This window comes from Nonomuraea sp. NPDC050404 (genome assembly GCF_040655495.1).
GTDB lineage: Bacteria > Actinomycetota > Actinomycetes > Streptosporangiales > Streptosporangiaceae > Nonomuraea.
The window spans coordinates 66169-89024 of the sequence record NZ_JBFAKB010000032.1; the positions used below are offsets into that span (position 1 = coordinate 66169).

21 protein-coding genes are annotated in these 22856 nt (G+C 72.0%); 12 read left to right on the forward strand and 9 right to left on the reverse strand.

Going from position 1 to position 22856, the window contains the following annotated elements; translation table 11 throughout:
• Window positions 1-112: 112 nt before the first annotated feature.
• Entirely contained in the window at window positions 113-1792 is a 1680-nt protein-coding gene (locus tag AB0I81_RS52685) for a substrate-binding domain-containing protein (RefSeq protein ID WP_360675532.1), read from the forward strand.
• A gap of 102 nt (window positions 1793-1894) precedes the next feature.
• Here AB0I81_RS52685 and AB0I81_RS52690 read toward each other — a convergent pair whose 3' ends face one another.
• Window positions 1895-2695, reverse strand: coding sequence for a TetR/AcrR family transcriptional regulator (locus AB0I81_RS52690; RefSeq protein ID WP_360675535.1), 801 nt, complete (start codon window positions 2693-2695; stop codon window positions 1895-1897).
• A 109-nt stretch (window positions 2696-2804) separates the two neighbouring features.
• Here AB0I81_RS52690 and AB0I81_RS52695 point away from each other — a divergent pair, with 109 nt between their 5' ends.
• Complete coding sequence (locus AB0I81_RS52695; protein WP_360675537.1) at window positions 2805-4028, forward strand: FAD-dependent monooxygenase; 1224 nt, start codon at window positions 2805-2807, stop codon at window positions 4026-4028.
• Between the two features lie 29 nt (window positions 4029-4057).
• Here the strand turns inward: AB0I81_RS52695 and AB0I81_RS52700 are convergent, their stop codons facing one another.
• On the reverse strand, window positions 4058-4582 hold the full coding sequence (locus AB0I81_RS52700) for a hypothetical protein (protein ID WP_360675540.1): 525 nt from the start codon (window positions 4580-4582) through the stop codon (window positions 4058-4060).
• Window positions 4583-4679: 97 nt separating this feature from the next.
• Here AB0I81_RS52700 and AB0I81_RS52705 point away from each other — a divergent pair, with 97 nt between their 5' ends.
• The gene (locus AB0I81_RS52705; RefSeq protein ID WP_360675543.1) at window positions 4680-5054 is read left to right on the forward strand and encodes a MerR family transcriptional regulator; all 375 of its coding nucleotides are present in this window, start codon (window positions 4680-4682) and stop codon (window positions 5052-5054) included.
• A gap of 2 nt (window positions 5055-5056) precedes the next feature.
• Here AB0I81_RS52705 and AB0I81_RS52710 read toward each other — a convergent pair whose 3' ends face one another.
• From AB0I81_RS52710 to AB0I81_RS52720, 3 genes are all read right to left on the reverse strand, one after another.
• Window positions 5057-6538 carry an MDR family MFS transporter gene (locus tag AB0I81_RS52710; protein ID WP_360675545.1) on the reverse strand — a complete coding sequence of 494 codons (1482 nt, stop codon included), beginning with the start codon at window positions 6536-6538 and terminating at the stop codon, window positions 5057-5059.
• Window positions 6539-6654: 116 nt separating this feature from the next.
• Window positions 6655-8220, reverse strand: coding sequence for a hypothetical protein (locus tag AB0I81_RS52715; protein ID WP_360675547.1), 1566 nt, complete (start codon window positions 8218-8220; stop codon window positions 6655-6657).
• Window positions 8217-10037 carry an NAD(P)/FAD-dependent oxidoreductase gene (locus AB0I81_RS52720; RefSeq protein WP_360675550.1) on the reverse strand — a complete coding sequence of 607 codons (1821 nt, stop codon included), beginning with the start codon at window positions 10035-10037 and terminating at the stop codon, window positions 8217-8219. Before AB0I81_RS52720 ends, AB0I81_RS52715 begins: the two co-directional genes overlap by 4 nt.
• Window positions 10038-10218: 181 nt before the next feature.
• On the opposite strand from AB0I81_RS52720, the gene AB0I81_RS52725 reads away from it, so the two are divergent.
• From AB0I81_RS52725 to AB0I81_RS52740, 4 genes are all read left to right on the forward strand, one after another.
• Window positions 10219-10794: an XRE family transcriptional regulator gene (locus AB0I81_RS52725; RefSeq protein ID WP_360675553.1), complete on the forward strand. Its 576-nt coding sequence runs from the start codon at window positions 10219-10221 to the stop codon at window positions 10792-10794.
• A gap of 92 nt (window positions 10795-10886) precedes the next feature.
• Complete coding sequence (locus AB0I81_RS52730; protein WP_360675555.1) at window positions 10887-11804, forward strand: class I SAM-dependent methyltransferase; 918 nt, start codon at window positions 10887-10889, stop codon at window positions 11802-11804.
• Window positions 11805-11907: 103 nt separating this feature from the next.
• Window positions 11908-13953 carry a hypothetical protein gene (locus tag AB0I81_RS52735; protein ID WP_360675558.1) on the forward strand — a complete coding sequence of 682 codons (2046 nt, stop codon included), beginning with the start codon at window positions 11908-11910 and terminating at the stop codon, window positions 13951-13953.
• 75 nt (window positions 13954-14028) lie between these two features.
• A complete protein-coding gene (locus AB0I81_RS52740; RefSeq protein ID WP_360675561.1) occupies window positions 14029-14799 on the forward strand; it encodes an enoyl-CoA hydratase-related protein in 771 nt (256 codons plus the stop codon).
• 4 nt (window positions 14800-14803) lie between these two features.
• Here AB0I81_RS52740 and AB0I81_RS52745 read toward each other — a convergent pair whose 3' ends face one another.
• From AB0I81_RS52745 to AB0I81_RS52755, 3 genes are read right to left on the reverse strand one after another with little or no spacing between them, the layout of a single operon-like run.
• Window positions 14804-16414: an ABC transporter permease gene (locus AB0I81_RS52745; protein ID WP_360675564.1), complete on the reverse strand. Its 1611-nt coding sequence runs from the start codon at window positions 16412-16414 to the stop codon at window positions 14804-14806.
• Window positions 16411-17325: an ABC transporter ATP-binding protein gene (locus AB0I81_RS52750; RefSeq protein WP_360675566.1), complete on the reverse strand. Its 915-nt coding sequence runs from the start codon at window positions 17323-17325 to the stop codon at window positions 16411-16413. The genes AB0I81_RS52745 and AB0I81_RS52750 overlap by 4 nt, the downstream gene beginning before the upstream one ends.
• Entirely contained in the window at window positions 17322-17978 is a 657-nt protein-coding gene (locus AB0I81_RS52755; protein ID WP_360675569.1) for a TetR family transcriptional regulator, read from the reverse strand. Before AB0I81_RS52755 ends, AB0I81_RS52750 begins: the two co-directional genes overlap by 4 nt.
• 213 nt (window positions 17979-18191) lie before the next feature.
• Here AB0I81_RS52755 and AB0I81_RS52760 point away from each other — a divergent pair, with 213 nt between their 5' ends.
• From AB0I81_RS52760 to AB0I81_RS52780, 5 genes are all read left to right on the forward strand, one after another.
• Window positions 18192-18539 (forward strand): TetR/AcrR family transcriptional regulator, encoded by a 348-nt coding sequence (locus AB0I81_RS52760; protein WP_360675572.1) that lies wholly within the window; start codon window positions 18192-18194, stop codon window positions 18537-18539.
• Between the two features lie 41 nt (window positions 18540-18580).
• Window positions 18581-18715: a hypothetical protein gene (locus tag AB0I81_RS52765; protein ID WP_360675575.1), complete on the forward strand. Its 135-nt coding sequence runs from the start codon at window positions 18581-18583 to the stop codon at window positions 18713-18715.
• A 69-nt stretch (window positions 18716-18784) separates the two neighbouring features.
• On the forward strand, window positions 18785-20101 hold the full coding sequence (locus AB0I81_RS52770) for an MFS transporter (protein ID WP_360675578.1): 1317 nt from the start codon (window positions 18785-18787) through the stop codon (window positions 20099-20101).
• Window positions 20102-20239: 138 nt separating this feature from the next.
• On the forward strand, window positions 20240-21199 hold the full coding sequence (gene bla / locus AB0I81_RS52775) for a class A beta-lactamase (protein WP_360675581.1): 960 nt from the start codon (window positions 20240-20242) through the stop codon (window positions 21197-21199).
• A gap of 111 nt (window positions 21200-21310) precedes the next feature.
• Window positions 21311-22336 (forward strand): MBL fold metallo-hydrolase, encoded by a 1026-nt coding sequence (locus AB0I81_RS52780; RefSeq protein WP_360675584.1) that lies wholly within the window; start codon window positions 21311-21313, stop codon window positions 22334-22336.
• Window positions 22337-22373: 37 nt separating this feature from the next.
• Here AB0I81_RS52780 and AB0I81_RS52785 read toward each other — a convergent pair whose 3' ends face one another.
• Window positions 22374-22826: a hypothetical protein gene (locus AB0I81_RS52785; RefSeq protein WP_360675586.1), complete on the reverse strand. Its 453-nt coding sequence runs from the start codon at window positions 22824-22826 to the stop codon at window positions 22374-22376.
• Between the last annotated feature and the right edge of the window lie 30 nt (window positions 22827-22856).

The window sequence follows — 22856 nt, forward strand, 5'->3', positions numbered from 1 at the left end:
GAGTGAACGGCGAGAACCAACGTAAGCACTGCAAGATTTGAATCATCCAGCGCAATTATTGGAATGGAACGATTCAGAAGGTGGACGTCCGCTGCGGATGTAATATCGCCGCATGCCGACCCAGCACCCCCCGGCCGGGCGTGCGCGGAAGAGGGCTGAGACCCGGCGGGCCATCGCGGACGCCGCGCTGCGCCTGTTCGCCCTGCGGGGGTTCGACGCGGTGACGGTCAGCGAGGTCGCCGGGGCGGCGGACGTGTCGGCCAAGACCGTCTTCAACTACTTCCCCGCCAAGGAGCAGCTGTTCTACGAGCATGAACCACTGCTGGCGGGCGATCCTGCCGAGGCGGTGCTCCACCGGGCGGACGGGCGGACGACGATTGTGCCGAGCCGGTTGCTGCGCGCCGGGACCACCGGGGACCTGGCCCTCTTCGGCCGGATCTACCGTGAGAGCGAGCCTCTTCGCGCCCACGGCCGCGACCTGTTCGCGGCGCGCGAACGCGCGCTCGCCGAGTCCCTGGCAGGGGTGGCGTGGGCGGGGGCGGCGGATGGTCTGCGGACACGGATCCTGGCGGCGGCGGTGTTCGGGCCGTTGCGGCAGGTGTGGGAGTCGATCCTGCTGGAGGCCGCCGACCGGGTGCCGCCCGACGAGGCCGTCACGCGCGGCGTACGCACCCTGGAGGAGGCGTACGCCGTACTGGGCGAGGCGTTCGAGAACTTCCTCCAGGGCCGCGGGACGCCGGCGCTGCACCTCCACGCCCCGCCCATCCCCGGCACGCAGCCGCACGCGGTCCGGGGCGAGCGGCCGAGCATCAGGCGGGTCGCAGAACTGGCGGGGGTGAGCGCGACGACCGTGTCCCACACGCTCAACGGCCGCCGCCCCGTGGCAGGGGAGACGCGGCGCCGCGTGCTGCGGGCCATCGAGGAGCTCGGCTACCGGCCCAACACCCTGGCCCGGGGCCTGCGCACCAGCCGCAGCCAGACCATCGGGCTGATCATCCCCGACATCACCAACCCGTTCTACCCGGCGGTGGCCCGCGGCCTGCAGGACGTGCTCGGCCCGGCCGGCTACGACCAGATCATCAGCAACACCGACGGGGTACGGCGGGCCGAGCGGACCGCGATCGAACACATGATCGCCCGCCAGGTCGACGGGCTCGCCTTCGCCGTGTTCCACACCCACGCCGAGCACCTGCTACCGGCCATCGAGGCCGGCATTCCCGTGGTACGGCTCGGCGGCCGGCAGGTCCAGCAGGGCGTGGACCTGATCCACAGCGACGACGAGGGCGGCGCGGCCGAGGCCACCCGCCACCTGCTCGGGCGCGGCTACCGCAGGATCGCGTTCGTGTGCGGCCCGGCGGCCGAGGGCCCGGCGGCCGAACGCGTCGCCGGTTACCGCGCGGCCCTCGCCGACGCCGGCCTGCCCGCCGACCGGGCGCTCGTGGCGCACACCGAGTTCAGCCGCGCGGGCGGCGCGCGGGGCGTGGCGCGACTGCTGGAGCTTCCCGAGCCGCCCGACGCCGTCCTGTGCGCGAACGACGTCATGGCGATCGGCGCCCTGGACGTGGCGGCGCGGCGCGGCCTGCGCGTCCCTGACGACCTGGCCGTGATGGGCTTCGACGACATCGACGCCGCCGGCCTGGTCTCGCCCGGCCTGACCACCATGGCCAACCCGGCCCGCGAGATAGGCCGGGCCACGGCCAGACGGCTGCTCGAACGGCTGCACGGCGCCATCGGCGAGCCGTCGACCGAACTGGTCGTGCCCACCCGCCTCGTACGCCGCCAATCCGTCTGAGACGAACTCTCCACCGGCGGCCGGGGTGCCTTCCATGGAAGATCGGGCCCGCGTGAAGATCAGGCCCGTGCCCCGGCCGGTCGCAGCCGGTGCCCCCGCTGCTCAGGGAACGGCGACGGCGCGCAGGAACGCCTCGGCGAAGACCGCGCAGGTCTCGTCCGTGCCGGGCAGGTCGAGGCCGGGGATCTGCCCGCCGGCAGGGCGCGTCATGAAATGGATCAGGACCGGGCCGATCAGCTGCTGCATCAGCAGCGGCACCGGCAGGGTACGGATCCGGCCCGCGGCCATCTCGTCGGCGAGCCACTGCCCCAGCCCGGCGAGCATGCGGGGGATGAAGTGCTGGCGCAGCGCCTGCAGGGCGGGGTCATGGGGACGGGCCAGCGATTCGGCGAGCATGGCGGGCAGCACCCGTGGCTCCCGGTTGAGCGTCTCGACCAGCAGCCGGTAGATGGCGGGGACTGTCTCGGCCAGACCGGCATGCGGGGCGGAGACCACCTTCTCCAGGTCGAGGATCGGGCTGTAGGTCTCGAAGATCACGCGTAGCAGCTCGTCCCGGCCGCCGAAGGCCCCGTACAGGCTGTGCACCGAGCACTGCGCGGAGGCGGCGACCAGCTCCAGGGTGAACGCGGCCAGGCCGTGCTCCCCGATCAGGTGCGCGCCGGCCTCGATCGCGCGCTCGCGTACCGAACGCTGCCCGCCGGGGTTGACGCCCGCGGCGCGGACCGCCTCGTCCAGCGCCTGCCGGGAGCCGCCCAGCCGGCGCAGCAGGGTGCTGCGGGAGATGCCGGCCTCCTGCGCGATGGCCAGGACGGGCACGTCGGCCACGTCCTTGCCCAGGCGCTCGGCGGCCCGCAGGGCGGCCCGCACCACCTCGTCGGTTATGCGGCTGCTGGTGTCCGGCACGTCACGGCTCCTCTCGCGTGCACCATCCTCGCACATTGACATACGAATAAATGTAACATTTAGTAGTGTCTCACTATCCGATGAAACTCTGAGAGGACATGCCGGGATCATGACCACCGCACCGAAGTCCCCGCCCCGGGCCCTGGTCGTCGGGCTGGGCATCAGCGGCATCGCCACCGCGATCGCCCTGCACCAGGCCGGCTGGAGGCCGGTCATCATCGAGAAGGCGGCCACCCGGCGCAGCGGCGGCTACTTCGTCGGCCTGTTCGGCTCCGGCCGGATCGCCGCCGACCGGCTCGGCATCCTCAAGGGCCTGCACAACCGCATCCCGATCCCGAGCGTGAACCACGAGGTCGACCGCGCCGGTCGCCGCCGGCCCGGCATCGGGTTCGCCGACCTGCCAGAAGGCCCGTGGATGGTGATGCGCGGCGACATCGAACGCGCCGCCTTCGAGGCCCTGCCCGACGAGGTCGAGGTCCGCTACGCCACCGTGCCCGAGGCGATCGAGCAGGACGCCGGCGGCGCGACCGTCACCCTGCGCGATACCACCGCCAACTCAACCCGCACCGAACGCTTCGACCTGGTCGTCGGCGCGGACGGGCTGCGTTCCACGGTGCGCAGGCTGGCCTTCGGCCCGCCGGAGAAGTACCTGCACCGGCTCAACTACATGATCGCGGCCTTCGCGCTGCCCGGCGACCTGCCCGGCCTGGCCCGAGGTGAAGGGGCCATCCTGTCCGAACCTGGCCGCTCGTTCTGGGTCTTCCCGTTCGCCGACCACCCGTCCACCGTGCTGTTCTCCTACCACACCGACGACGTGGACGCCGAGTTCACCAAGCCGGCCGCCCGGCGCATCCGCGAGGTCTACGGCCCCGAGCCGCTCGGCGACATGATGGAGGCCGCCGTACGGACGCTCGAGTCCAGCGACGAGTACCTGTTCGACTCCGTCGAGCAGGCCCGCCTCGACAGCTGGCACCGCGGCCGGGTGGTGCTGGTCGGCGACGCCGCCTGGTGCGTCACCCTGTACGCCGGCATGGGCGCCACCAGCGGCATCGCCGGCGCCGACCTCCTCGGCACCATGCTCCGGCGCCATCCCGGCGACCTGGAGACCGCGTTGACGGCATGGGAGGACAAACTGCGCCCCGCCATCGATGCCTTCCAGAAGACCGGCGTCAGCAACCGGATCGGCTTCACGGCCACCACGCCCGCCGAGCGGGTCCGCCGTGCCCTGCTGATGCGGTTCCGGCGGGTGGTCCTGGGCAGCGCCGGCCTGAGCCGGCGCCTGGCCAACAGCAGGCAGTTCCGCCTCCGCAACCAGGACATGGCCGCCGCCTGACCCCTGCGCCCAACGGCCATGGTCACCGCCTAATGGGCCCAACGGCGATGGTCGCCGCCTGATCCCGCGTGCAACGGCCTTCCGCACCCCAGCCGCCCTGTCGGCCGGTCGTGCGCCGGCAGGATGCCGATCCAGCCGTTGACCTCGGCCACCCCAGCCCCGCAGAACGGCTTCAGGCCCTTGCCCGCCAGGCGCTTCTCCAACTCGCCGGGACTGCGCGGGGCGGTGTCGGGCAGCAGGTAGTACTCCTCCAGGATGGCGCGGGCGGTGTCGTTGTCGCTGACTGCGCAGTCCCAGAGCACCTGCTCGCCCTCGACCGTGATGTCGAAGGCGAAGAAGGCACAGCAGGCCTTCTCCCTGGCGGCCAGGTCCCGTACCCACGCCGCCACGCCCGGCTCGGCGCGCAGCCGGAAGCGGATGCCCTGGCCGGTCTTCTCCCGGTCGATGAGGTGCCGGTCGAACAGGTGCCGGTATTCATCGAGGCGCTGCTGGGGGGTGTCGGGGGCAGTGGCCATGTCACAGACGACGGGGGTGGAAGCGGCGGGAATCTCCACGACGGTCTCCTTCTCGGCGGGTTGGCGGCGCCCCTTGTGGCGCCCTCACCAGAACCGTAGAGTCTGGACTTAGGTCCAGAGTCAAGAGGTGAATCGCGTGAAAATCGGGCAGGTCGCCCGCGAGGCCGGAGTCACCGTGGACACCGTGCGTTTCTATGAACGGCGTGGCATTCTGCCCGCCGCCGAACGCAGGCCCTCCGGATACCGCGTCTTCAACGCCACGGCGGTGGAACGCATCCGGATGGCCAGAGCCCTGCAGGAGCTGGGTTTCACGCTCGATGAGGTCGTCGATGCGCTGACCGCCCACGACCAGGGCGGCGCCACCTGTGACAGCGAGCGCTGGCGGCTGGAAGCAGTGGTGAACCGGCTCGACGCCAAGATCGCCGAACTGGCCAGAGCCCGGCACGCCGCCGTGCGGAGCCTGCAGGACTGCCAGGCGGGCCGGTGCAGGCTCACGAACGGCCGCTTCTGATCTCAGGAATTCGGTCGGGCAGATGCGGCGGTGGTCTCGGCCGGGCGCGTGGGCTCGTCGGCGGCGGTGCGCAGGGTGATCGGCTTGAGCAGCAGCGCGGCGACGATGCCGACCACGGCGACGGCGGCGGAGATGAGGAAGACGTGCCCGGTGGCCTCGCCATAGGCGGTGGCCGATGGCACGCCGGCGGCGGTGCCGGCGCCGACCTGGCGGGCCAGGACCGCGCCGAGCACGGCGACGCCGACGGTGCCGCCGAGGGAGCGGAAGAACACGACGGTGGCGCTGGCGGCGCCGATGTCGGTCAGCGCGACGGCGTTCTGCACGACGAGGACGAAGTTCTGCAGGGTCAGGCCCACGCCGGCGCCCACGAGCACCATCGCGCAGGCGATGAGCGGCATGGGCGTGTGCCGGTCGAGCAGGCCGAGGAGCGCGAATCCGGCGGTGAGGGCGACGGCTCCGGTGATGAGGAACGGCTTGAGCCTCCCGGTACGGCTGACCAGCCGGCCGCCGGCGATCGAGGCGATCAGGATGCCGGCCATCATCGGGATCGTGAGCAGGCCGGCCTTGGTGGGGGAGTGGCCGCGGCTGAGCTGGAAGTACTGGGTGAGGAAGACGGTCGCGCCGTACATGGCGGTGCCGGCGGCGAGACTGCCGAGGATCGCGAGGGCGGTGGCGCGCTGCCGGATGATGTGCAGCGGCACGATGGGCTCGGCGACCCGGGATTCGACCCAGAGCGCGACGCCGAGCAGCAGGATCGAGCCGCCGACCATGGCGGCGGTCTGCCAGGAGGCCCAGGCGAAGGCGTCGTCGACGAATGACACCCAGATCAGCAGGAGGCTGACGCCCGCGGTGATGAGCGTGGCGCCCCAGTAGTCGATCTTCACGTTGTCGCGGCGGTAGATCGGCAGCCGCAGGGTCAGCTGCAGGATGATCAGCGCGGCGATCGCGACGGGGATGCCGACGAAGAAGCACCAGCGCCAGCCCAGCCACGAGGTGTCGACGATGAAGCCGCCCAGCAGCGGCCCGCCGATGGTGGAGATCGAGGTGACGCTGGACAGGTATCCGGCGTAGCGGCCACGCTCCCGGGGTGAGACCAGCGCGCCGATCGCGATGTTGACCAGGGTCTGCAGCGCGCCGACGCCGACGCCCTGCAGGGCGCGGGCGGCGATCAGCTGCCCGGCGTCCTGGGAGAGGCCGGCGGCCACCGAGCCGGCGACGAAGATCAGGATGGCGATCTGGACCAGGGCCCGCTTGGAGAACAGGTCGGCGAGCTTGCCGAAGATCGGGGTGGCGACGGTGGCCGCCAGCAGGGTGGCGGTGACCACCCAGGTGTACTGGGTGGGGGTGCCGCGCAGGTCACCGAGCATGCGCGGCAGCGCGGTGGAGACCACGGTGCTGGCCAGCGTCGAGACGAACAGGGCGAGGAGGAGACCGCTGAGCGCCTGAAGGATCTGCCGGTGGGTCCTGCCGGGAGCAGAATTCACGGCGTGCTCTCCTCCGGGGCTGGAGTCCACGGCGCGTTCTCCTCCGCGGTTTGAGTTCGCGGCGCGTTCTCCCCTGGGGGCGGAGTTCGCGGCGCGTTCTCCTCCGGGAGCGGAGTTCACGGCGTGCTCTCCTGCCGGCGCAGGAGCAGGACGCTGCCGTCGCCGTTCGCGGCGATGACCAGGGAGCCGTCCGCCGTGGCAGCGATGCCGGCGAACGGCCGCGGCATCCCGGGCAGGCCGGGCGGGACGAACAGGTCGCGTTCCGGGCGGCCCAGGCCGGTGGCGGAGGCCACCGGGAGAGAGCCGGACTCGATCGCGACGTCGCCGGTGGCGAGGTCGATGGCGAGCAATCGGCGGTGGGCGGTCTCGACGACGTACGCGGTGCCGTCGTGGACGGCGATCCCCTGCGGGGCGCCGAGCCCGTCGGCGAGCGGTTCGGCCACGCCGTCCTCGACGCGGTACACCGCGCCGAGCTGCTCGTCGCTGACGTAGCAGCGCAGATCGGTGTCCACGGCCACGTCCACCGGACGGCCGAGCCCCTCGGCCAGCACGCTGACCTGGTCGTCGGGGCCGATCGCGACGACGCGACCGGCGCCGGACTCGGCGACCACCAGGGTGCCGTCGGCGCGCACGGCGATGCCCAGCGGACGGTCCAGGCCCTCGGCCCGGGTGCGCACGGCGCCGGTAACGCGGTCGTAGGTGCGTACCTGACCGTACTGGGAGGTGGTGTGCAGCAGGTCGCCGTCGGCGGCGACGCCGTGCACGAAGGTCAGCTGCTCGGTGGTGATGACGTCGTCGTCCGGCCCGCCGGCGGGCCGGGTGAGGCGGTAGTGGTCGGCCACGTGGATGCCGCCGCCTAGATCGATGCTCACCCCGAAGGGGCCGCCGAGGCCGCGGGGCACGATCTGGCGGGTACGCCCGTCGGCCGCGAGCTCGGCGACCCCGCCATGCGCGTAGCTGGAGACGAACATCCGGTTCTCGGCGTCGAAGGCGGCGTTGTCCAGGGCGTTCAGCTCGCTGACGATGGCGGACCGGTCGCCGGAGCCGTCCAGGTCGAGGCGCGTGACGATCCCGGACTCGCCGCGCGCCAGGACCAGCAGGGCCCCGCCACGGTCGAAGCGCACGGCGACCGGATCCGGCACGTCCGCCGCCACCAGCTCCGGCGCGCCGCCGTCGAGCGGGACGCGGAACACCTCGTTGGTGAGCATGTGCGGGTAGTAGAGCCGCCCGTCCGGGCCGAGTTGCATGGCGTTGCCCATGGCCAGGCCCGTGGCGAGCACCGTGGGCTCGCCGCCGGCGGGGGACAGCTCCAGCAGGCGGCCGCCCGGGATCATCTCGTTGGCGAACACCCGCGTGCCGACGCAGGCGATGCCGTTGGGCGCCGTCATCGCGTCGGTGACCAGCGCGAAGTTCCCGTCCGGGTCACGCCGCCACACCCGGCCGGGGACCAGGTCCGTCACGTACATCGCCCCGTCGGTGTCGAAGGCGAGGTCGTCGGGCGCCTGCACCGGCCCGTCCGGCGGCACGACCACCTCGACGTCGCCGGTGGCCAGGTCCACGGCGCTGATCTGCCCGGCGAGGAACTGGGCCACGTACAGGCGTCCGTCGGGGCCGAAGGCCATGCCGTTGGAACCCCACAGCGGGCGCGCCCGGACCAGCGTCTCCACCTCGCGGCGGTTCATCGGCCACCCGCCAGGACCTCGTCCATGCCGCCCTCGGCGCGCCAGCGGCGCAGCAGGTCGTGGAAGGCGACGGGGCCGGGTCCGTACGACTGGCTGCCCGGCCGGGGCTTGCCCTCGTTGTTGTAGTAGCCGGGCGTGCACTCGGCCTGGAACCGGCTGTTGTCCGGGGCCAGTTCCCCGATCGTGGCGATCCACGCCTCCTCGGCCTCCCGGGTCGGCTCGATCACGGTGACGCCACGCCGGCGGGCCTCGCCGACCACGGCGCCGATGTGGGTGGCCTGCTCCTGCAGGATGTGCACGAAGTTGACCGCGGAGGCGTTCTGCAGCGGGCCCAGGTGGAACAGGTTCGGGAAGCCGTTGCTGTAGAAGCCGTGCAGCGTGCGGGGGCCCCGCATCCAGGTGCCGAGCAGGGGCGTGCCGTCCCGGCCGTACACGGGCAGGGCGCCGGAGACGATGCCCGAGATGCCGACCTCGAATCCGGTGGCGAAGACGACGCAGTCGACCTCGTACGCCTGGTCGCCGACCAGGACCGCGTTCTCGGTCATGCCCGTGATGCCGCCGTGGTCGGCCGTGTCGACCAGCGTGACGTTGGGCCGGTTGAACGTCTGCAGGTACAGGTCGCTGAAGGTGGGCCGCTTGCACATGTAGCGGTACCAGGGCTTGAGCACCTCCGCGGTGGCCGGGTCGTGGACGACCTCGGACACGCGGGCGCGGATCTGGTTCATCTTCTGGAAGTCGGCGATCTCGTCGAGGTACTCGCGCCGCTCGGGCGTCAGGGTGGTGTCGACGGTGCCGGTCAGCAGGTTGCGCTGCAGCCGCGCGGTGCTGGTCCAGCCGTCGTCGATCAGGTCCTGCGCGGCGGGCGCGCCGGTGACGACGGTGAGGAAGTTCTCCATCCGTTCGCGCTGCCAGCCGGGCTTGAGCGAGGCGGCCCAGTCCGGGTCGGTGGGGCGGTTGTCGCGCACGTCGACCGTGGAGGGGGTGCGCTGGAAGACGTACAGGTGCTGCGAGTCGCGGGCCAGGTGGGGGATGACCTGGATGCCGGTCGCGCCGGTGCCCACGACCGCCACCCGCTTGCCGGCCAGCCCGTCCAGGCCGCCCCGCGCCGAGCCGCCGGTGTAGCCGTAGTCCCAGCGGCTGGTGTGGAAGGTGTGCCCGCGGAAGGTCTCGATGCCCGGGATGCCGGGCAGCTTCGGCTGGGTCAGGGTGCCGGAGGACATCACGACGTGGCGGGCCCGGAAGTCGTCGCCGCGGTCGGTGCGCACCTGCCATTCGGCTGCGGCGTCGTCCCAGCGCAGCTCCGTGACGCGGGTGTGGAACATCGTGTCGCGGTACAGGTCGTAGCGTTCGGCGATCGCGACGGCGTGCCGGCGGATTTCCTCGCCGGGCGCGTACCGCATGGTGGGCACGTAGCCGACCTCTTCGAGCAGCGGCAGGTAGATCGAGGCTTCGATGTCGCAGTGGATGCCCGGGTAGCGGTTCCAGTACCAGGTGCCGCCGAAGTCGCCGGCCTCGTCGAGCATCCGGATGTCCTCCACACCGGCGTCACGCAGCTTGGCCCCGGTGAGCAGCCCGCCGAAGCCGCCGCCCACCACCAGCGCCTCGACCCGGTCGCCGACCGGCTCCCGCTCGACGCGTTCGGTGTAGGGGTCGTCGGCGTAGTACCCGAACTCGCCGCGGGCTCCCCGGTACTGGGCGTTGCCGTCGGGCCGCAGCCGGCGGTCGCGTTCGTGGCGGTACTTGGCGCGCAGCTCGTCCGGGTCGAAGCCCAGCTCCGCGACGGTGAGCTGGGCGGGCGGCGTCGATGCGTGGTCCATGGATGCCCTTCCGATTCGGGAGATCAGGTGGGGAGCGGGTGACGTCCCCCTTCGCTCTTGGAGCGGAGAACCGGACAATGTTGTCCGGTAGAAATGTAGCCCGCCTGACTGATCGTTGTCGAATGGGGGCCAGGCCGATGTCGGGATCTGCGCCTTGCATCAGCGGCATAGGGTGTTGCTCATGGCGCAAGAAGATGAACAAGAGCTGGACAGCCTCGTACGCACCCGCATCCGGGCCCTCCGGGTGGCGCAGGGCTGGTCCCTCGAAGAGCTGGCCGGCCGCGCCCACCTCAGCCAGTCCTCGCTGAGCCGCATCGAGAACGGTCAGCGCCGCCTCGCCCTGGATCAGCTGGTCACCCTCGCCAAGGCCCTGGACACCACGCTGGATCAGCTCGTGGAGACCGCCGCCGACGACATCGTGATCAGCCCGATGATCGACGCCGCGAGCGGCCAGCTGCGCTGGCCCGTCAAGGGCGATCCGGGCATGAGCGTGGTACGCCGGCGCATGACCGAACCGCCGCCCGGCAATCCCGCGCGCATGCGCGCCCACCCCGGACGTGAATGGCTCGTCGTCCTGTCCGGCACCGCGGTCCTCATGCTCGGCAACCGCCGCTTCCGCATCGAGACGAACCAGGCCGCCGAGTTCCCCACGATGATGCCGCACGCGATCGGCGCCGAGGGCAGGCCCTGCGAGATCCTGGGCATCTTCGACCGCGACGCCCGCCGCGGCCATCAGCCGGAGGGCGACCTCGAATGACGCCTTGCGCGACGGGCAGCGTTTCCGGCCATCGTTTTGCCCGAACGGCAAGAAAACATGCCGCACACGCATGACGGTCCTACCGTGGAGACATGAACCAGAAGCACACCCACCACCACAGCACAGGCCATCACAGCACAGGCCACCACGGCCCAGACCATCACGGCGCAGACCATCACGGCGCAGACCACCAGGAGCATGACGCCGAGGCTCAGGCGGAGATGCTCGACCTGGACGCCGAGATCCTCGCCGACCACATCGCCTCCATCACCGAGTGGCTGCCACTGAAGGATGGCCCGCGCCGGATCGTGGACCTGGGCTGCGGCACCGGCGCGGGCACCTTCGCCCTCCTCGACCGCTTCCCCGACGCACACGTCACCGCCGTGGACGCCTCCACCGGACACCTTCAGCACCTGCGCGCCAAGGCGTGCGCCCGTGGCGTGGAGGAGCGCGTCCGCACCGTGCAGGCCGACCTCGACGACCCCGCCTGGCCCGACCTCGGCTCACCGGACCTGGTGTGGGCATCGGCCTCGATGCACCACATGGCCGACCCCGAGCGCGCGCTGCGCGACGTCCACGGCGCGCTCGCCCCCGGCGGCCTGTTCGCCGTCGTCGAACTGGCCGGCTTCCCGCGTTTCCTACCAGAGAACGCGCCTGAGGACCGGCCCGGCCTGGAGGAGCGCTGCCACGCCGTGACCGACCGCTTCCACGCCGAGCACATGCCCCACCGCGGCGCCGACTGGGGCCCCATGCTGACCGCCGCCGGCTTCACGGTCGAGGGCGAACGCACCATCGCCGTGCACATCGAGGGCTCCCGCAGCGCGGCGATCGGCCGCTACGCCCTGCTCGGCCTGCAACGCATCCGCAAGGCCGCCGCCCCCGAACTCTCCCCCGGGGACCTCGCCGCGCTCGACCGGCTCCTGGAGACCGACGGCCCGCGCAGCATCCTGCGCCGCGACGACCTGGCGGTGCGCACGGAACGCACCGTATGGGCCGCCCGCCGCACCTGATCCGGCGGCCGTGAAGTGCGGCGTTCCCCGTACGCCGGCGGCCGCCGTAGCTCATGATGACGAGACCATAACCGTACGTGAGCACACACCCCCCGAGGCCCGCATGAGCGACACCCACGACCAGCCCCCGGGCAACCTGCCGACCGAGCTGCCCCCCATCCTGGGCAGAGCGGACGAATGCGCCGCGATCGAGCGGCTGTTGCGGCTCTCCCGGGTGGTGACCGTGACCGGTGTCGCGGGGGTCGGCAAGTCGCGCACCGCGCTGGAGGTCGCCGGCCAGATCCGCCACCGCTTCCCCGACGGGGTGTGGTTCATCCCGCTGTTCTCGCTGAGCGACGGCGCGGTGGTCCCGAACACGGTCGCGATGGAGCTGAAGGTGCGTGACCAGACCGCGCGCCCGGCGATCGACCTCCTGATCGATCACCTCGCCGACCGCTCCTGCCTGCTCGTCCTGGACGCGTGTGAGCACGTCGTGGACCACTGCGCGTTGCTGGTGACGGCCTTGGTCCAGACGTGCCCCGGGGTACAGGTGCTGGTCACCAGCAGGCAGCCGCTGGCCGTCGGCGCGGAGCGGGTGCGCGAACTGCCGCCTCTGGCGGTCCCGCCGGCGGGGCTGGAGGACAAGGCGGAGGACCTGGCGCGGTGCGCCTCGGTGGAGTTGTTCGCCGAGCGGGCGCGCCGGGCCGAGCCAGGTTTCACGGTGAGCGAGGCGAACGCGCGGGCGGTCGCCGGGTTGTGCCGCAGGCTCGACGGCCTGCCGCTGGCCCTGGAGCTGGCGGCGGCGCAGCTGCGTGATCGTTCCATCGAGGAGCTGGCGCAGGGCGCGGATCCGCACGCGGAGCAGCCGGTTGTTCCCGCGTCGTTCCGGGCGCTGGCCCCGTACGGGAGCCTGTGGGCGACCATCGGGCGCAGCCACGACCTGTGCACCCCGGCCGAGAAGTTGTTGTGGGCCCGCGCGTCGATCTTCGCGGGTGACTTCACCCTGGCCGGGGCCAAGGAGGTCTGCGCCGGCGGCCCGGTGGACGACGTCGGCGGGACGCTGGCCGGCCTCGTGGCCAGGTCCGTCGTGGTCCGGCGCGGAGAACGTTTCCGGCTGCTCGACAGCCTGCGCGAATACGGGGCCTGGTGGCTGCGCGAGCTCGGTGAGCACCGCGAGGTCCGGCTGCGGCACCGTGACCGCTACCTCGGCATGGCCAGGCGGGCCTTCCCCGAATGGACAGGCCTGGGGCAGCTCGTCTGGTACCACTGGCTGGCCGGTGAGTACCCCGAGGTGCGGCGGGCGCTGGAGACCAGCCTCAACGAGCCCGACTCGACGGCGCTCGAACTCTCCGGCGCCCTGTGGTTCCTCTGGTTCTCCTGCGACTTCGAACGCGAGGGCCGTGACCTGCTCGAACGGGCCCTCGCCCACGACGGCCGCGGCGGGCCGCCAAGGGTCAGGGCGGCCTGGGCGCTCGGCCTCGTCATGATCTTCCAAGGGGACATGGACGGCATCGAACGCTGCGTCAAGGAGTGCCGATCGGCCGCGCCCGACCCGACCGCGCTGAAGGCCGCCGACTACCTGGAGGGCACCGACTGGGCCATGGGCGGCCGGCCGGAACTGGCCCTCGACCGGCTCGTCCGGCTGGCCTCCGGCGGCTGGGAGAAGGGCGTTCAGGAGGCCGTCTGGCTGCTGGCCAGGGCCGCCCTGTGCTTCGCCAGGCTCGCCATGGGAGACCACGCCGGCGCCGGTGAACTGGCCGAGCGGATCAGGTCCGACGGGGCCCGGCGGGGCGAGCACAAGTTCCGCTGCTGGGGCCTGTACATCCAGGCCCTGATCGCCCTCTCCCGGGAGGACCACGCCGTCGCCGCCCGGCACGCCCGGGAGGCGTTCGACGGCTTCGAACTGCTCGATGACAGCTCCAACATGGCGCTGTCGGTGGAGGTGCTGGCCATCACGGCCTGCGCCGGCGGGGATCCGGCGGGCGCCGCGCGACTGCTCGGCGTCAGCCGGCGGCTGTGGCATCCGGACGGCGGCCGCGCCCGCTTCACCACGCCGGAGGTGGCCGCGCTCCGCCAGGCCGCCGACCGGCGGATCGCCGCCATGATCGGGGAGGAGACGATGCGGGAACGGTTCCATGAGGGCCTGCACGCGGCCCCGCCGTACCTTTGAGCAGGAGACCGGCCGCTCCCGATGGGGAACAATCTGCTTCATGTGCCGGTCAGCGCAAGAATCAGGAGTGTGCCCATGAACCTCGATCATGTACTGGTCAAGCGCGACGCCGACTTCGTGACGATCACGATGAACCGGCCGCAGCGACGCAACGCCCTCTCCCTGGCCCACATGCATGACCTGATCGCCGCGTTCGGCGACGCCGGCGACAGCGACGCCTCGGGGATCATCCTGGCGGGGGAGGGCCCGGTCTTCAGCGCCGGCCATGACTTCGCCGACGTCGCCGAGGCCGACCTGGACGCGGCCCGCGCCCTGCTGGACACCTGTCTCCAGCTCATGGAACTGATCGAGTCCGTCCCGCAGCCGGTCATCGCCCGGGTCCACGGCCTGGCCACGGCGGCGGGCTGCCAACTGGTCGCCACCTGCGACCTCGCCGTCGCCGCCGACTCCGCCGGGTTCGCCGCACCCGGCGGGAAGGGCGGCTGGTTCTGCCACACCCCGATGGTCGCCATCGCCCGCAACATCGGCCGCAAACGCGCCGCCGAACTGGCCTACACCGGTGACACCATCACCGCCGAGCAGGCCCTGGAGTGGGGACTGGTCAACCGGGTGGTGCCCGCCGAGGACCTCGACGGCGCCGTCGATGACCTGCTCGGCAGGGCCACCCGCGGCAGCCGCGCCTCGAAGGCCCTCGGCAAGCGCACCCTGAACCAGCAACTGTCCCTGCCCCAGGACGAGGCCTACCGGCTCGCCACCAGGGTCATGGCCGAGTCCTCGCAGTCCGCCGCGGCCCGCGAAGGCATGTCCGCGTTTCTAGGCAAACGCCGGCCCGAATGGAACGACTGACGCTTCAGGGGACGGGCAGGTCACGTCGTCCGAAACCGACCAGGCCGGCCGCGGTGAGTGCCGCCGCCACGGCGGTCATGATGAGCAGGGGAGTGGCCGTAAGGTCGCCGCCGGGCAGCTTCGGCACGTGTTCGAAGACCGACAGATTGATGACCCACCGGTCGAGTCGCAGCTCACCGCCGACCCAGCCGAACAACATGCTGACCATGGCCACGGCGAACGTGCCGGCGACCAGTCTGGGCCGCAGCCCGAACAGGGCGAACGCGATCCCGGTGAACAGCCACACCACGGGCAGTTGCACGAGCGCGGCGGTCAGCAGGCGGGGCAGCTCGCGGGCGACGTCGCCGGTGTTGAGGCCGTGCGCGACACCGGCGGACGCCCCGAAGGCCAGCACGCCCAGAGCCGGGCCGAGCAGCGCGAACCCGAAGTGGCCCGCCGCCCAGCGCAACCGGTTCACCGGCGTGGCCAGCAGGGGTTCCGCCCGCCCGTCGCGCTCCTCGTTCCTGAGCAGCAGCGCGGCCTGGATCGCGAAGCCGGCGCAGACCAGCCCGAGCATGGTCATCATGGGTGCCTGGAACTGTTCGACGAGCGTGCCGGGACCGCCGAGCCGCGCGAGCGCCTCGCGCGCGGCGGCGCCGCCGTTGTCCATCAGGTTGCCGAGGCTCTGCGACATCGCGCCGACCACGAACCCGACCACGGCCAGGCCCACGGTCCGGCTGACCAGCGGGCCCCGGTGCAGCCGCCAGGCCAGCGCCAGCGGACTGCGCAGGCCGGGCGCTGCGCCGGCCCGTCCAAGCCGGGCCTGGAACAGGCCGTTGCCGAGGTCGCGCCGCGCCGACAACGCCACGGCCAGGGCGCTCAACGCGATGACGGCGACGGCCGCGAGCGCGAGCACCTCCCAGCGTTCGCCGCTGTAGGGCCGCAGCGCCTCCGCCCAGCCGAGCGGCGTCAGCCACGACAGCCAGGCGGGCCCGCTGCCGGACTGGGCCGCGACGTCGCCGGCGCCGCGCAGCAGGAGCGCGGCGCCGAGCACCGTGACGCCGATACCGCGGGCAGCGCCCGCACCCGTCGTGAGCTGCGCCGTCACGGCCCCGATCGCGCCGAACACGCAGACGGAGAGCGAGAACCCGAGCCCGAGCGCCAGCGAACCGGCGGCGGGCAGGCCCTGGCCGATCAGCGCCAGCGCCGACGCCGCACCCAGGACGAGCCCGGCCCCGCACGTGACGATCAGGGGGGCGGCCAGGCCGGCGTGCCGGGACACGGCGGTCGCCCCGATCAGTTCGCGCCGCCCCGCCTCCTCCTCGGCGCGCGTATGCCGTACGACCGTGAGCAGGGCGAACAGCCCGACCATGAACGTGACGAACCCCGACCGCCAGGCGACCAGCTCACCGAGGCCGGAACCGTTCAGCACGCCGTAGGCGACGGTGAAGGCCCTGGTGTGGACGCTGGTCTCGTAGTAGTCCTGCCGGGCCTCGGCCGTGGGGTAGGCGCCGGTGAAGGCGGCCACGAACACCACCGGGACCAGGCAGGTGAACCCGACCCACAGCAGCAGCAGCACCCGGTCGCGCCGCAGTACCAGGAGGATGAGCCTGCCGGTGCCGGCGAACGCGTTCATCGTGCCGCCTCCGTGGCGTGCGCGCGGTCGTAGTGCCGCAGGAACAGTTCCTCCAGCGTCGGCGGCCGGCTGACCAGGCTGCGCACCCCCGCCGTGCTGAGCCGGCGCAACGCCTCGTCCAGCGCGGCGGCGTCCACGCTGAACCGCACCCGGCCGCCGTCGGCGCGCAGGCCGTGCACGCCCGGCAGCCCGGCCAGCCCGTCGGGCGGGCCCGCCAACTCGGCGTCGATGGAGGTGCGGGACAGATGGCGCAGCTCCGCCATGCTGCCGGACTCCACGGTACGTCCGTCGCGGATGATCGTGACCCGGTCGCAGAGCGCCTCGACCTCGGACAGGATGTGGCTGGACAGCAGCACCGTACGGTCACCGCCGCGCCGCACCTCCCGGATCGTCCGCCTGAAGACCTCCTCCATCAGCGGATCCAGGCCGGAGGTGGGCTCGTCGAGGATGAGCAGTTCGGCGTCGGAGGCCAGGGCGGCGACCAGGGCCACCTTCTGGCGGTTGCCCTTGGAGTAGGTGCGGCCCTTCCTGCGCGGATCGAGGTCGAAGCGCTCGATCAGCTCGTCGCGCCGCCGCCGGTCCAGGCCGCCGCGCAACCGGCCGAGCAGGTCGATGGCCTCGCCGCCCGACAGGTTCGGCCACAGGGTGACATCGCCGGGCACGTAGGCCAGGCGGCGGTGCAGCTCGGCGGTCTGCGCCCAGGGGTCGCCGCCGAGCAGGCGGGCGGTGCCCGAGTCGGGGCGCATCAGGCCCAGCAGGATCCGGATCGTGGTGCTCTTGCCCGCGCCGTTGGGCCCGAGGAACCCGTGCACCTCGCCGGTGCCCACGACGAGGTCGAGGCCGTTCAGCGCCCTGGCCGGGCCGAACGACTTGAGCAGTCCGGCCGTGGTGATGGCATCGGTCCCGGTCATCGCCGGCCTTCCTCGCGCTGGGCGTCGTCCCAGGTGGCCCGGGCGGCCTTGAGCATGGTGTCGTCGGCGTACATGCCGTGGGTGTAGAGCTCCAGCATGGGCGGCCCGAGGCGCCGCAGCGCCTCGGGGCCCATCCGCTCGAAGCCGAGCGCCCGCGTCAGCGGCGGCGCCATGGTGAGGGTGGCCAGGCCGATGAGCACGTTGAGCACGGCCAGCGCCCGTATGTCCGAGGAGGGGCGGAGCGAGCCGTCGGCGATCCCGTCCGTGAAGAACTGTTCGCTCTCCTCCACCAGCGTGTCGACGAAGGTGGTGGCCGCCGGGGAGTCCTCCTCGATGGCCCGCGTCATGTACTGGACGTGCAGGCCGTACTCCTCGGCGTTGGACAGGTACTCGCGGGACAGGTCCCGCACACCGCCGGGACCTGCGGCGGTCCTGGCCCGCCGCACCAGCATCCGCAGGACATGGTCGTCACACACGCTCCGCAGCTCGTCCTTGCTGCCGAAGTGACGGATGATCAGGGCGGCGCTCACGCCGGCGGTGGCGGCGATGGCGCGCAGGTTGGTCTTCTGGAAGCCGTCGCGGGCGAAGTGCGCGACGGCGGCGTTACGGATTTTCGCCTGAGCGGTCAGGTCGTCCGAGAGTGCTGAACACACGTTTACTAGAGTAAACACATGTTCATTCCGCTGGCAAACCGCGACACCGCCCAGTTCGTCGTGCAGGCCGTTGGCGTCGGCGATCAGGAAGGTGGCAGGACTGGAGCGAACGTTCCAACCAGTAGCCTGGTGACATGACCGACACCACGGGCGCGGCGTACGGGCATCGCCGTCGGCACCCGCGAACGCCTCGCCCGTACGACGTCGCGGCTCATGCAGCGGCAGGGCTACGAGGCGACCGCGATCAAGCAGATCTCCCGGGAAGCCGGCGTCGCGCTCAGCTCCGTCTACCACTTCTTCCCCAGCGGCAAGCAGGAGCCGGCGGTCGAGGCGGTCGCCCACGCCGACCAGGAATTCGCCGACATCCTGCGGCGGGCGCTGGCCGGTGAGGAGGATCCGGCGGAGGCGATGATCGCCTGCACCCGGCTGCCGGCCGACTGTCTGCGCGACTCCGACTGGCTCGACGGCTGCCCGATCACCGCCACCGCACCGGAGACGGCCGGCCGGTCCCCCACATCCAGCAGGCCGTCCTGGCCGCCTTCGAGAACTGGCGGGGCCTGATCGCCGACAAACTCCGCCGTGCCGGCATCGCCGACCGGGACGTGCTCGAACTCGCGCACACGGTCATCAACACCCTCGAAGGCGCGGAACTCGACGCGCAGGTGTCCCGCAGCGAAGAGCCGCTGCACATCGCCGGCCGCCACCTCGCCCGCCTGATCAACTCCTACCGGGCGTAGCTCGCGGGCGGCTTCCCGGGCAAGGACGCCCCTGCCGGGCGGCGGGACTCATGGTGAAAGGCCGGTCAGATGGAAACGAACTTCGCGGAGCTGCGCGCCCGTGTCGACAGCTCTCCGATGTCTCGTACGCAGTGGTCGGTGATCGCCGTCTGCGTGCTGCTCAGCATGGTGGACGGGTTCGACGTCATGGTCATGTCCTTCACCGCCGCCGCGGTGTCGCAGGAGTGGGCGCTGCCGGACACGCTGCTCGGCCTGCTGCTCAGCGCGGGCCTGGCCGGCATGGCGCTGGGGTCGCTGCTGCTGGCCCCGCTGGCCGACCGCGTCGGGAGGCGCGCGCTGATCCTGGCCTGCCTCGTGCTCGCCTCCATCGGGATGCTGGGGTCGGCGCTGAGCCAGGACGCCGTCCAGCTCGGCCTGCTGCGGGTGCTCACCGGCCTCGGCGTCGGCGGCATGCTGGCGGCCGGCAACGTCATCACCGCCGAGTACGCCAACAGCCGCTGGCGGGGCCTGGCCGTCAGCCTGAACGTGACCGGCTACGCCGTCGGCGCCGGGGCGGGCGGCGTACTCGCGGCGGCACTGCAGGACGGCTCCGGCTGGCGGTCGGTGTTCGCCTTCGGCGGCGCCGGCACGGCCCTGCTCATCGGCGCGGTGTTGTGGCGGCTTCCCGAGTCCCTGGACTTCCTGCTCACCCGCCGCCCGCCGCACGCCCTGGACCGCCTCAACGGACTGCTGCGCGCGATGGGCCAGCCCGCCCTGCGATCCATGCCCGGCGCCCCCGCCAGGCAGGCGCCCCCGCTCCGGCGGCTCCTCACCCGGCGGCTGCGCCGCGACACGCTGCTGATCTGGACCGGCTTCCTCATCGCCATGTCCACCTTCTACTTCATCTCTGGCTGGACACCGAAACTGCTGGTGGAGGCGGGCCTGTCGGCCGCGCAGGGCATCACCTGGGGGGTGGCGCTCAACCTGGGCGGCATCTTCGGCACCCTGCTGCTGGGCCTGCTGGCCGCCCGCTTCGGGCTCCAGCGCCTGCTGGTGGTCTACACGCTCGCCGCCGCCGCGCTGCTCGCCGCACTCGTCCCGGCCATCTCCGTGTACGGGCTGCTGCTCGCGGTGGGCGTGCTGATCGGGGTGTCCGTCAACGGCTGCGTCGCCGCCGTGTACGCCCTCGCCCTGTCCGCCTACCCGCCCGAGGTACGCGCGACCGGCCTGGGCTGGGGCGTCGGCGCCGGCCGCATCGGCTCACTCGTCTCCCCGCTGCTGGCCGGCGGCCTGCTCGACGCGGGCTTGGGGGCGGGGCACCTCTACCTGGCGGCGGCGGTCGTGTTCGCGGCCGGTGGACTGCTGGCAGCGCAGGTCGCCCATCTTCCGCCCGGCACGCCGCGCTGACCGTACCTGCCGTGCGACCTGGACATATATCGAAAGCCGGATAGTAGAGCAGCCCATATCAATATTGGACACTCAGCGGCCGTCCGTGGTCTTCTGATCGCCGCCATAAAGATCAGGATGAAAGACCAGGGAGCTGACATGAGGCATATTCGTCGTGGCCGATTCCGGGCCGGCCTGGGAGGTTCCGTATTGGCCGTCGCCACGGCTTTCGCGGCCGTCGCCGGTCTGGGCGCACCCGCCGCGGCCGAGCCGCCCCCGGCCTCCGCCGCGCGGCCCTTCCCGGGTGTGGCCGAGGTCAAGAAGCAACTGCGCGAGCTGGAGATCTCCTATCAGGGACGCATCGGGGCGTACGCGATCGACACGGGCACCGGCAGGACCCTGTCCTATCGGGGCGGCGAACGATTCCCCAGCCGCTCCACCTTCAAGGCCATCCTGTGCGGCGCCATCCTGGCCAAGGCCCGGACGACCGACCCCGGCCTGCTGAACCGCACGCTGCACTGGACGGCGCAGGAGGTGGTCGTCGACTCCCCGATCACCAAACTGCCGGAGAACATCGAGAACGGCATGACCGTCGAGCGTCTGTGCCATGCCGCGATCACGGTCAGCGACAACACGGCGGGCAACGTCCTGCTCAAGCAGATCGGCGGACCCGCGGGGCTCACCCGCTACTACCGCTCGCTCGGCGACCCCGTCGGCCGGCTCGACCGCTGGGAGCCGGAGCTCAACGACTGGAAGCCCGGCGCGGTACGCGACACCATCAAGCCGGTCTTCATGGCCCGCAGCCTGCACAAGCTCACCGTCGGCGACACGTTGCACCCCAAGGATCGGCAGCGGCTGAACGGCTGGTTGCGGGCCAGCACCACCGGCCCCGAGCGCATCCGCAAGGGGCTCCCGGCCACGTGGATCGTGGGGGACAAGACCGGCGGCGCGGCCGGCGCGTACGCACCGGGCAGCGACATCGCCGTCGCCTGGCCACCCACCGGCGCCCCGCTGATCATCGCCGTCTACACCAACCGCGACGACCCGGCCGCGACCATGGACAACAGTGTGATCGCCAAGACGGCGACCCTGCTGGCCCAGGGCCTGCGCCGCCTGTAGCCGGACCTTACCTACCCATATTCGACGCCACAAGATCTGCTCTGGTCCGCCGGGCATCGATGTCCGCCTGAGCAAGATCTGTGGCCCGTGAAAGAGCAGGTGCATGCCCGTATGTCCCTCGTACAGTCCCGTCGCGCGTTGCTGGCCACCGCCGCCCTCCTGCCACTGGCAGGCCGCCCGGCCGAAGCAGCGGCCGCCACCGCCCCGAAACGCGCCCGGCACTACTACGACCGTGCGGCCGCGCTGGCCGGCGACGACCCGGTCCTGCGAGCCATCGTGAAGGCGCTCTCGCCCGACTTCTCAGTCCCGGACGCCAGGGCCACCACCAAGACCGTCGCGATGCCGGAGACGAAGGCCCTCGGCCCGCTGCGCATCTTCGACGACGTCGCCGTGGTGGGCACGAGCTTCGTCCAGGCCACGGCGCTGCTGACCGCCAAGGGCATCATCCTCATCGACGCGATGGGATCGCCGGACGACGCCGCGAACATCATCGTCCCGGGGCTGCGCGCCGTCGGCGCGGACCCCGCGCAGATCAAGTACGTGGTGGTCGCCCACGGCCACAACGATCACTTCGGCGGCGCCCAGTTCCTCGCCGACCGCTACGGCGCCCGCGTCATGATGAGCAGGACCGACTGGGACCTCATCGCCGCCGAACGCCCCGACCACGCGCCCAAGCACGACCTGGAGATCGCCGACGGCCAGCGACTCACCCTCGGCGACACCACCGTCGCCTTCCACCACACGCCCGGGCACACCCCCGGCACCGTCTCACCGATCTTCCCCGTGCACTGGAAGGGCCGCCGGCACACCGCCATGTTGTGGGGCGGCACCAACCCGCCCACCGCGATCGCGGACAAGCGCACCAACCTGTCCTCGGTGCTCGCCTTCGCCGCCACGATGCGACGGGCGGGAGTGGAGGTCGAACTGAACAACCACGGCGGCGCCGACTACGGCCTGACCCGCATCGAGCAGTTGCGCGCCGGAACGACGGGCGCGGCCAACCCGTTCGTCATCGGCCGGGCCAGGGCACAACGCTTCATGAAGGTCATGGAGATCATGTTGCGCGGCCGCATCGCCCAGGACCAGGAGACGACCCCACGCCCCTCCCCGGCCGCCGCCCTTCCCACCTGCTGCTGACGATCCCCGGCCGAGATTCCCGGGCGCGTCCACACGCTCAGCCGCCTGCGGGCAGGCGGCTGAGCGTACGGCTGAGAGCGGCACGGCCCGCGCTCAGGGCGGCGGATCCGGTGGGTGTTCCGCCCACGGCGGCCAGCACCGACGTGGCCGACGCCGTGACCGCGCGGGCCGCCACCTCGGGGGAGGTCATCCAGAACCTCACCTCCAGCGGCTCGGCCATCTCCGGGAGCAGCAGTTCGCCGCTGTAGGCGGGCACGCCTTCCGGCGGCATCCGCGTCTCCATGCTCTGCGGCCAGCACCACGCCAGAAGGGGCATGCCCGGCAGAGTGACATAGGGGGCGTCGGGGCCGTCTTCGACGACGAAGGCGCGCAGCCGGTCGGCGATCTCCTCGACCGAGGCGGCGGCCCGTGCCGGTTGCGGCAGGGTGGGCGCCATCAGCTGGAAGAGGGCGCCGAGGGTGCACATCAGGGTGACGGCCGCGGCCGCCATCCGCGGCCCACGAAGCCTGGCAAGATCCAC

Bases quoted from the DNA above. Each gene is read 5' to 3' on its own strand.
- AB0I81_RS52685 (WP_360675532.1), top strand. From the start codon at position 113: ATGCCGACCCAGCACCCCCCGGCCGGGCGTGCGCGGAAGAGGGCTGAG.
- AB0I81_RS52695 (WP_360675537.1), top strand. From the start codon at position 2,805: ATGACCACCGCACCGAAGTCCCCGCCCCGGGCCCTGGTCGTCGGGCTG.
- AB0I81_RS52715 (WP_360675547.1), bottom strand. From the start codon at position 8,220: ATGAACCGCCGCGAGGTGGAGACGCTGGTCCGGGCGCGCCCGCTGTGG.
- AB0I81_RS52720 (WP_360675550.1), bottom strand. From the start codon at position 10,037: ATGGACCACGCATCGACGCCGCCCGCCCAGCTCACCGTCGCGGAGCTG.
- AB0I81_RS52725 (WP_360675553.1), top strand. From the start codon at position 10,219: ATGGCGCAAGAAGATGAACAAGAGCTGGACAGCCTCGTACGCACCCGC.
- AB0I81_RS52730 (WP_360675555.1), top strand. From the start codon at position 10,887: ATGAACCAGAAGCACACCCACCACCACAGCACAGGCCATCACAGCACA.
- AB0I81_RS52735 (WP_360675558.1), top strand. From the start codon at position 11,908: ATGAGCGACACCCACGACCAGCCCCCGGGCAACCTGCCGACCGAGCTG.
- AB0I81_RS52740 (WP_360675561.1), top strand. From the start codon at position 14,029: ATGAACCTCGATCATGTACTGGTCAAGCGCGACGCCGACTTCGTGACG.
- AB0I81_RS52745 (WP_360675564.1), bottom strand. From the start codon at position 16,414: ATGAACGCGTTCGCCGGCACCGGCAGGCTCATCCTCCTGGTACTGCGG.
- AB0I81_RS52750 (WP_360675566.1), bottom strand. From the start codon at position 17,325: ATGACCGGGACCGATGCCATCACCACGGCCGGACTGCTCAAGTCGTTC.
- AB0I81_RS52760 (WP_360675572.1), top strand. From the start codon at position 18,192: ATGCAGCGGCAGGGCTACGAGGCGACCGCGATCAAGCAGATCTCCCGG.
- AB0I81_RS52770 (WP_360675578.1), top strand. From the start codon at position 18,785: ATGGAAACGAACTTCGCGGAGCTGCGCGCCCGTGTCGACAGCTCTCCG.
- bla (WP_360675581.1), top strand. From the start codon at position 20,240: ATGAGGCATATTCGTCGTGGCCGATTCCGGGCCGGCCTGGGAGGTTCC.
- AB0I81_RS52780 (WP_360675584.1), top strand. From the start codon at position 21,311: ATGTCCCTCGTACAGTCCCGTCGCGCGTTGCTGGCCACCGCCGCCCTC.
- AB0I81_RS52785 (WP_360675586.1), bottom strand. From the start codon at position 22,826: ATGGCGGCCGCGGCCGTCACCCTGATGTGCACCCTCGGCGCCCTCTTC.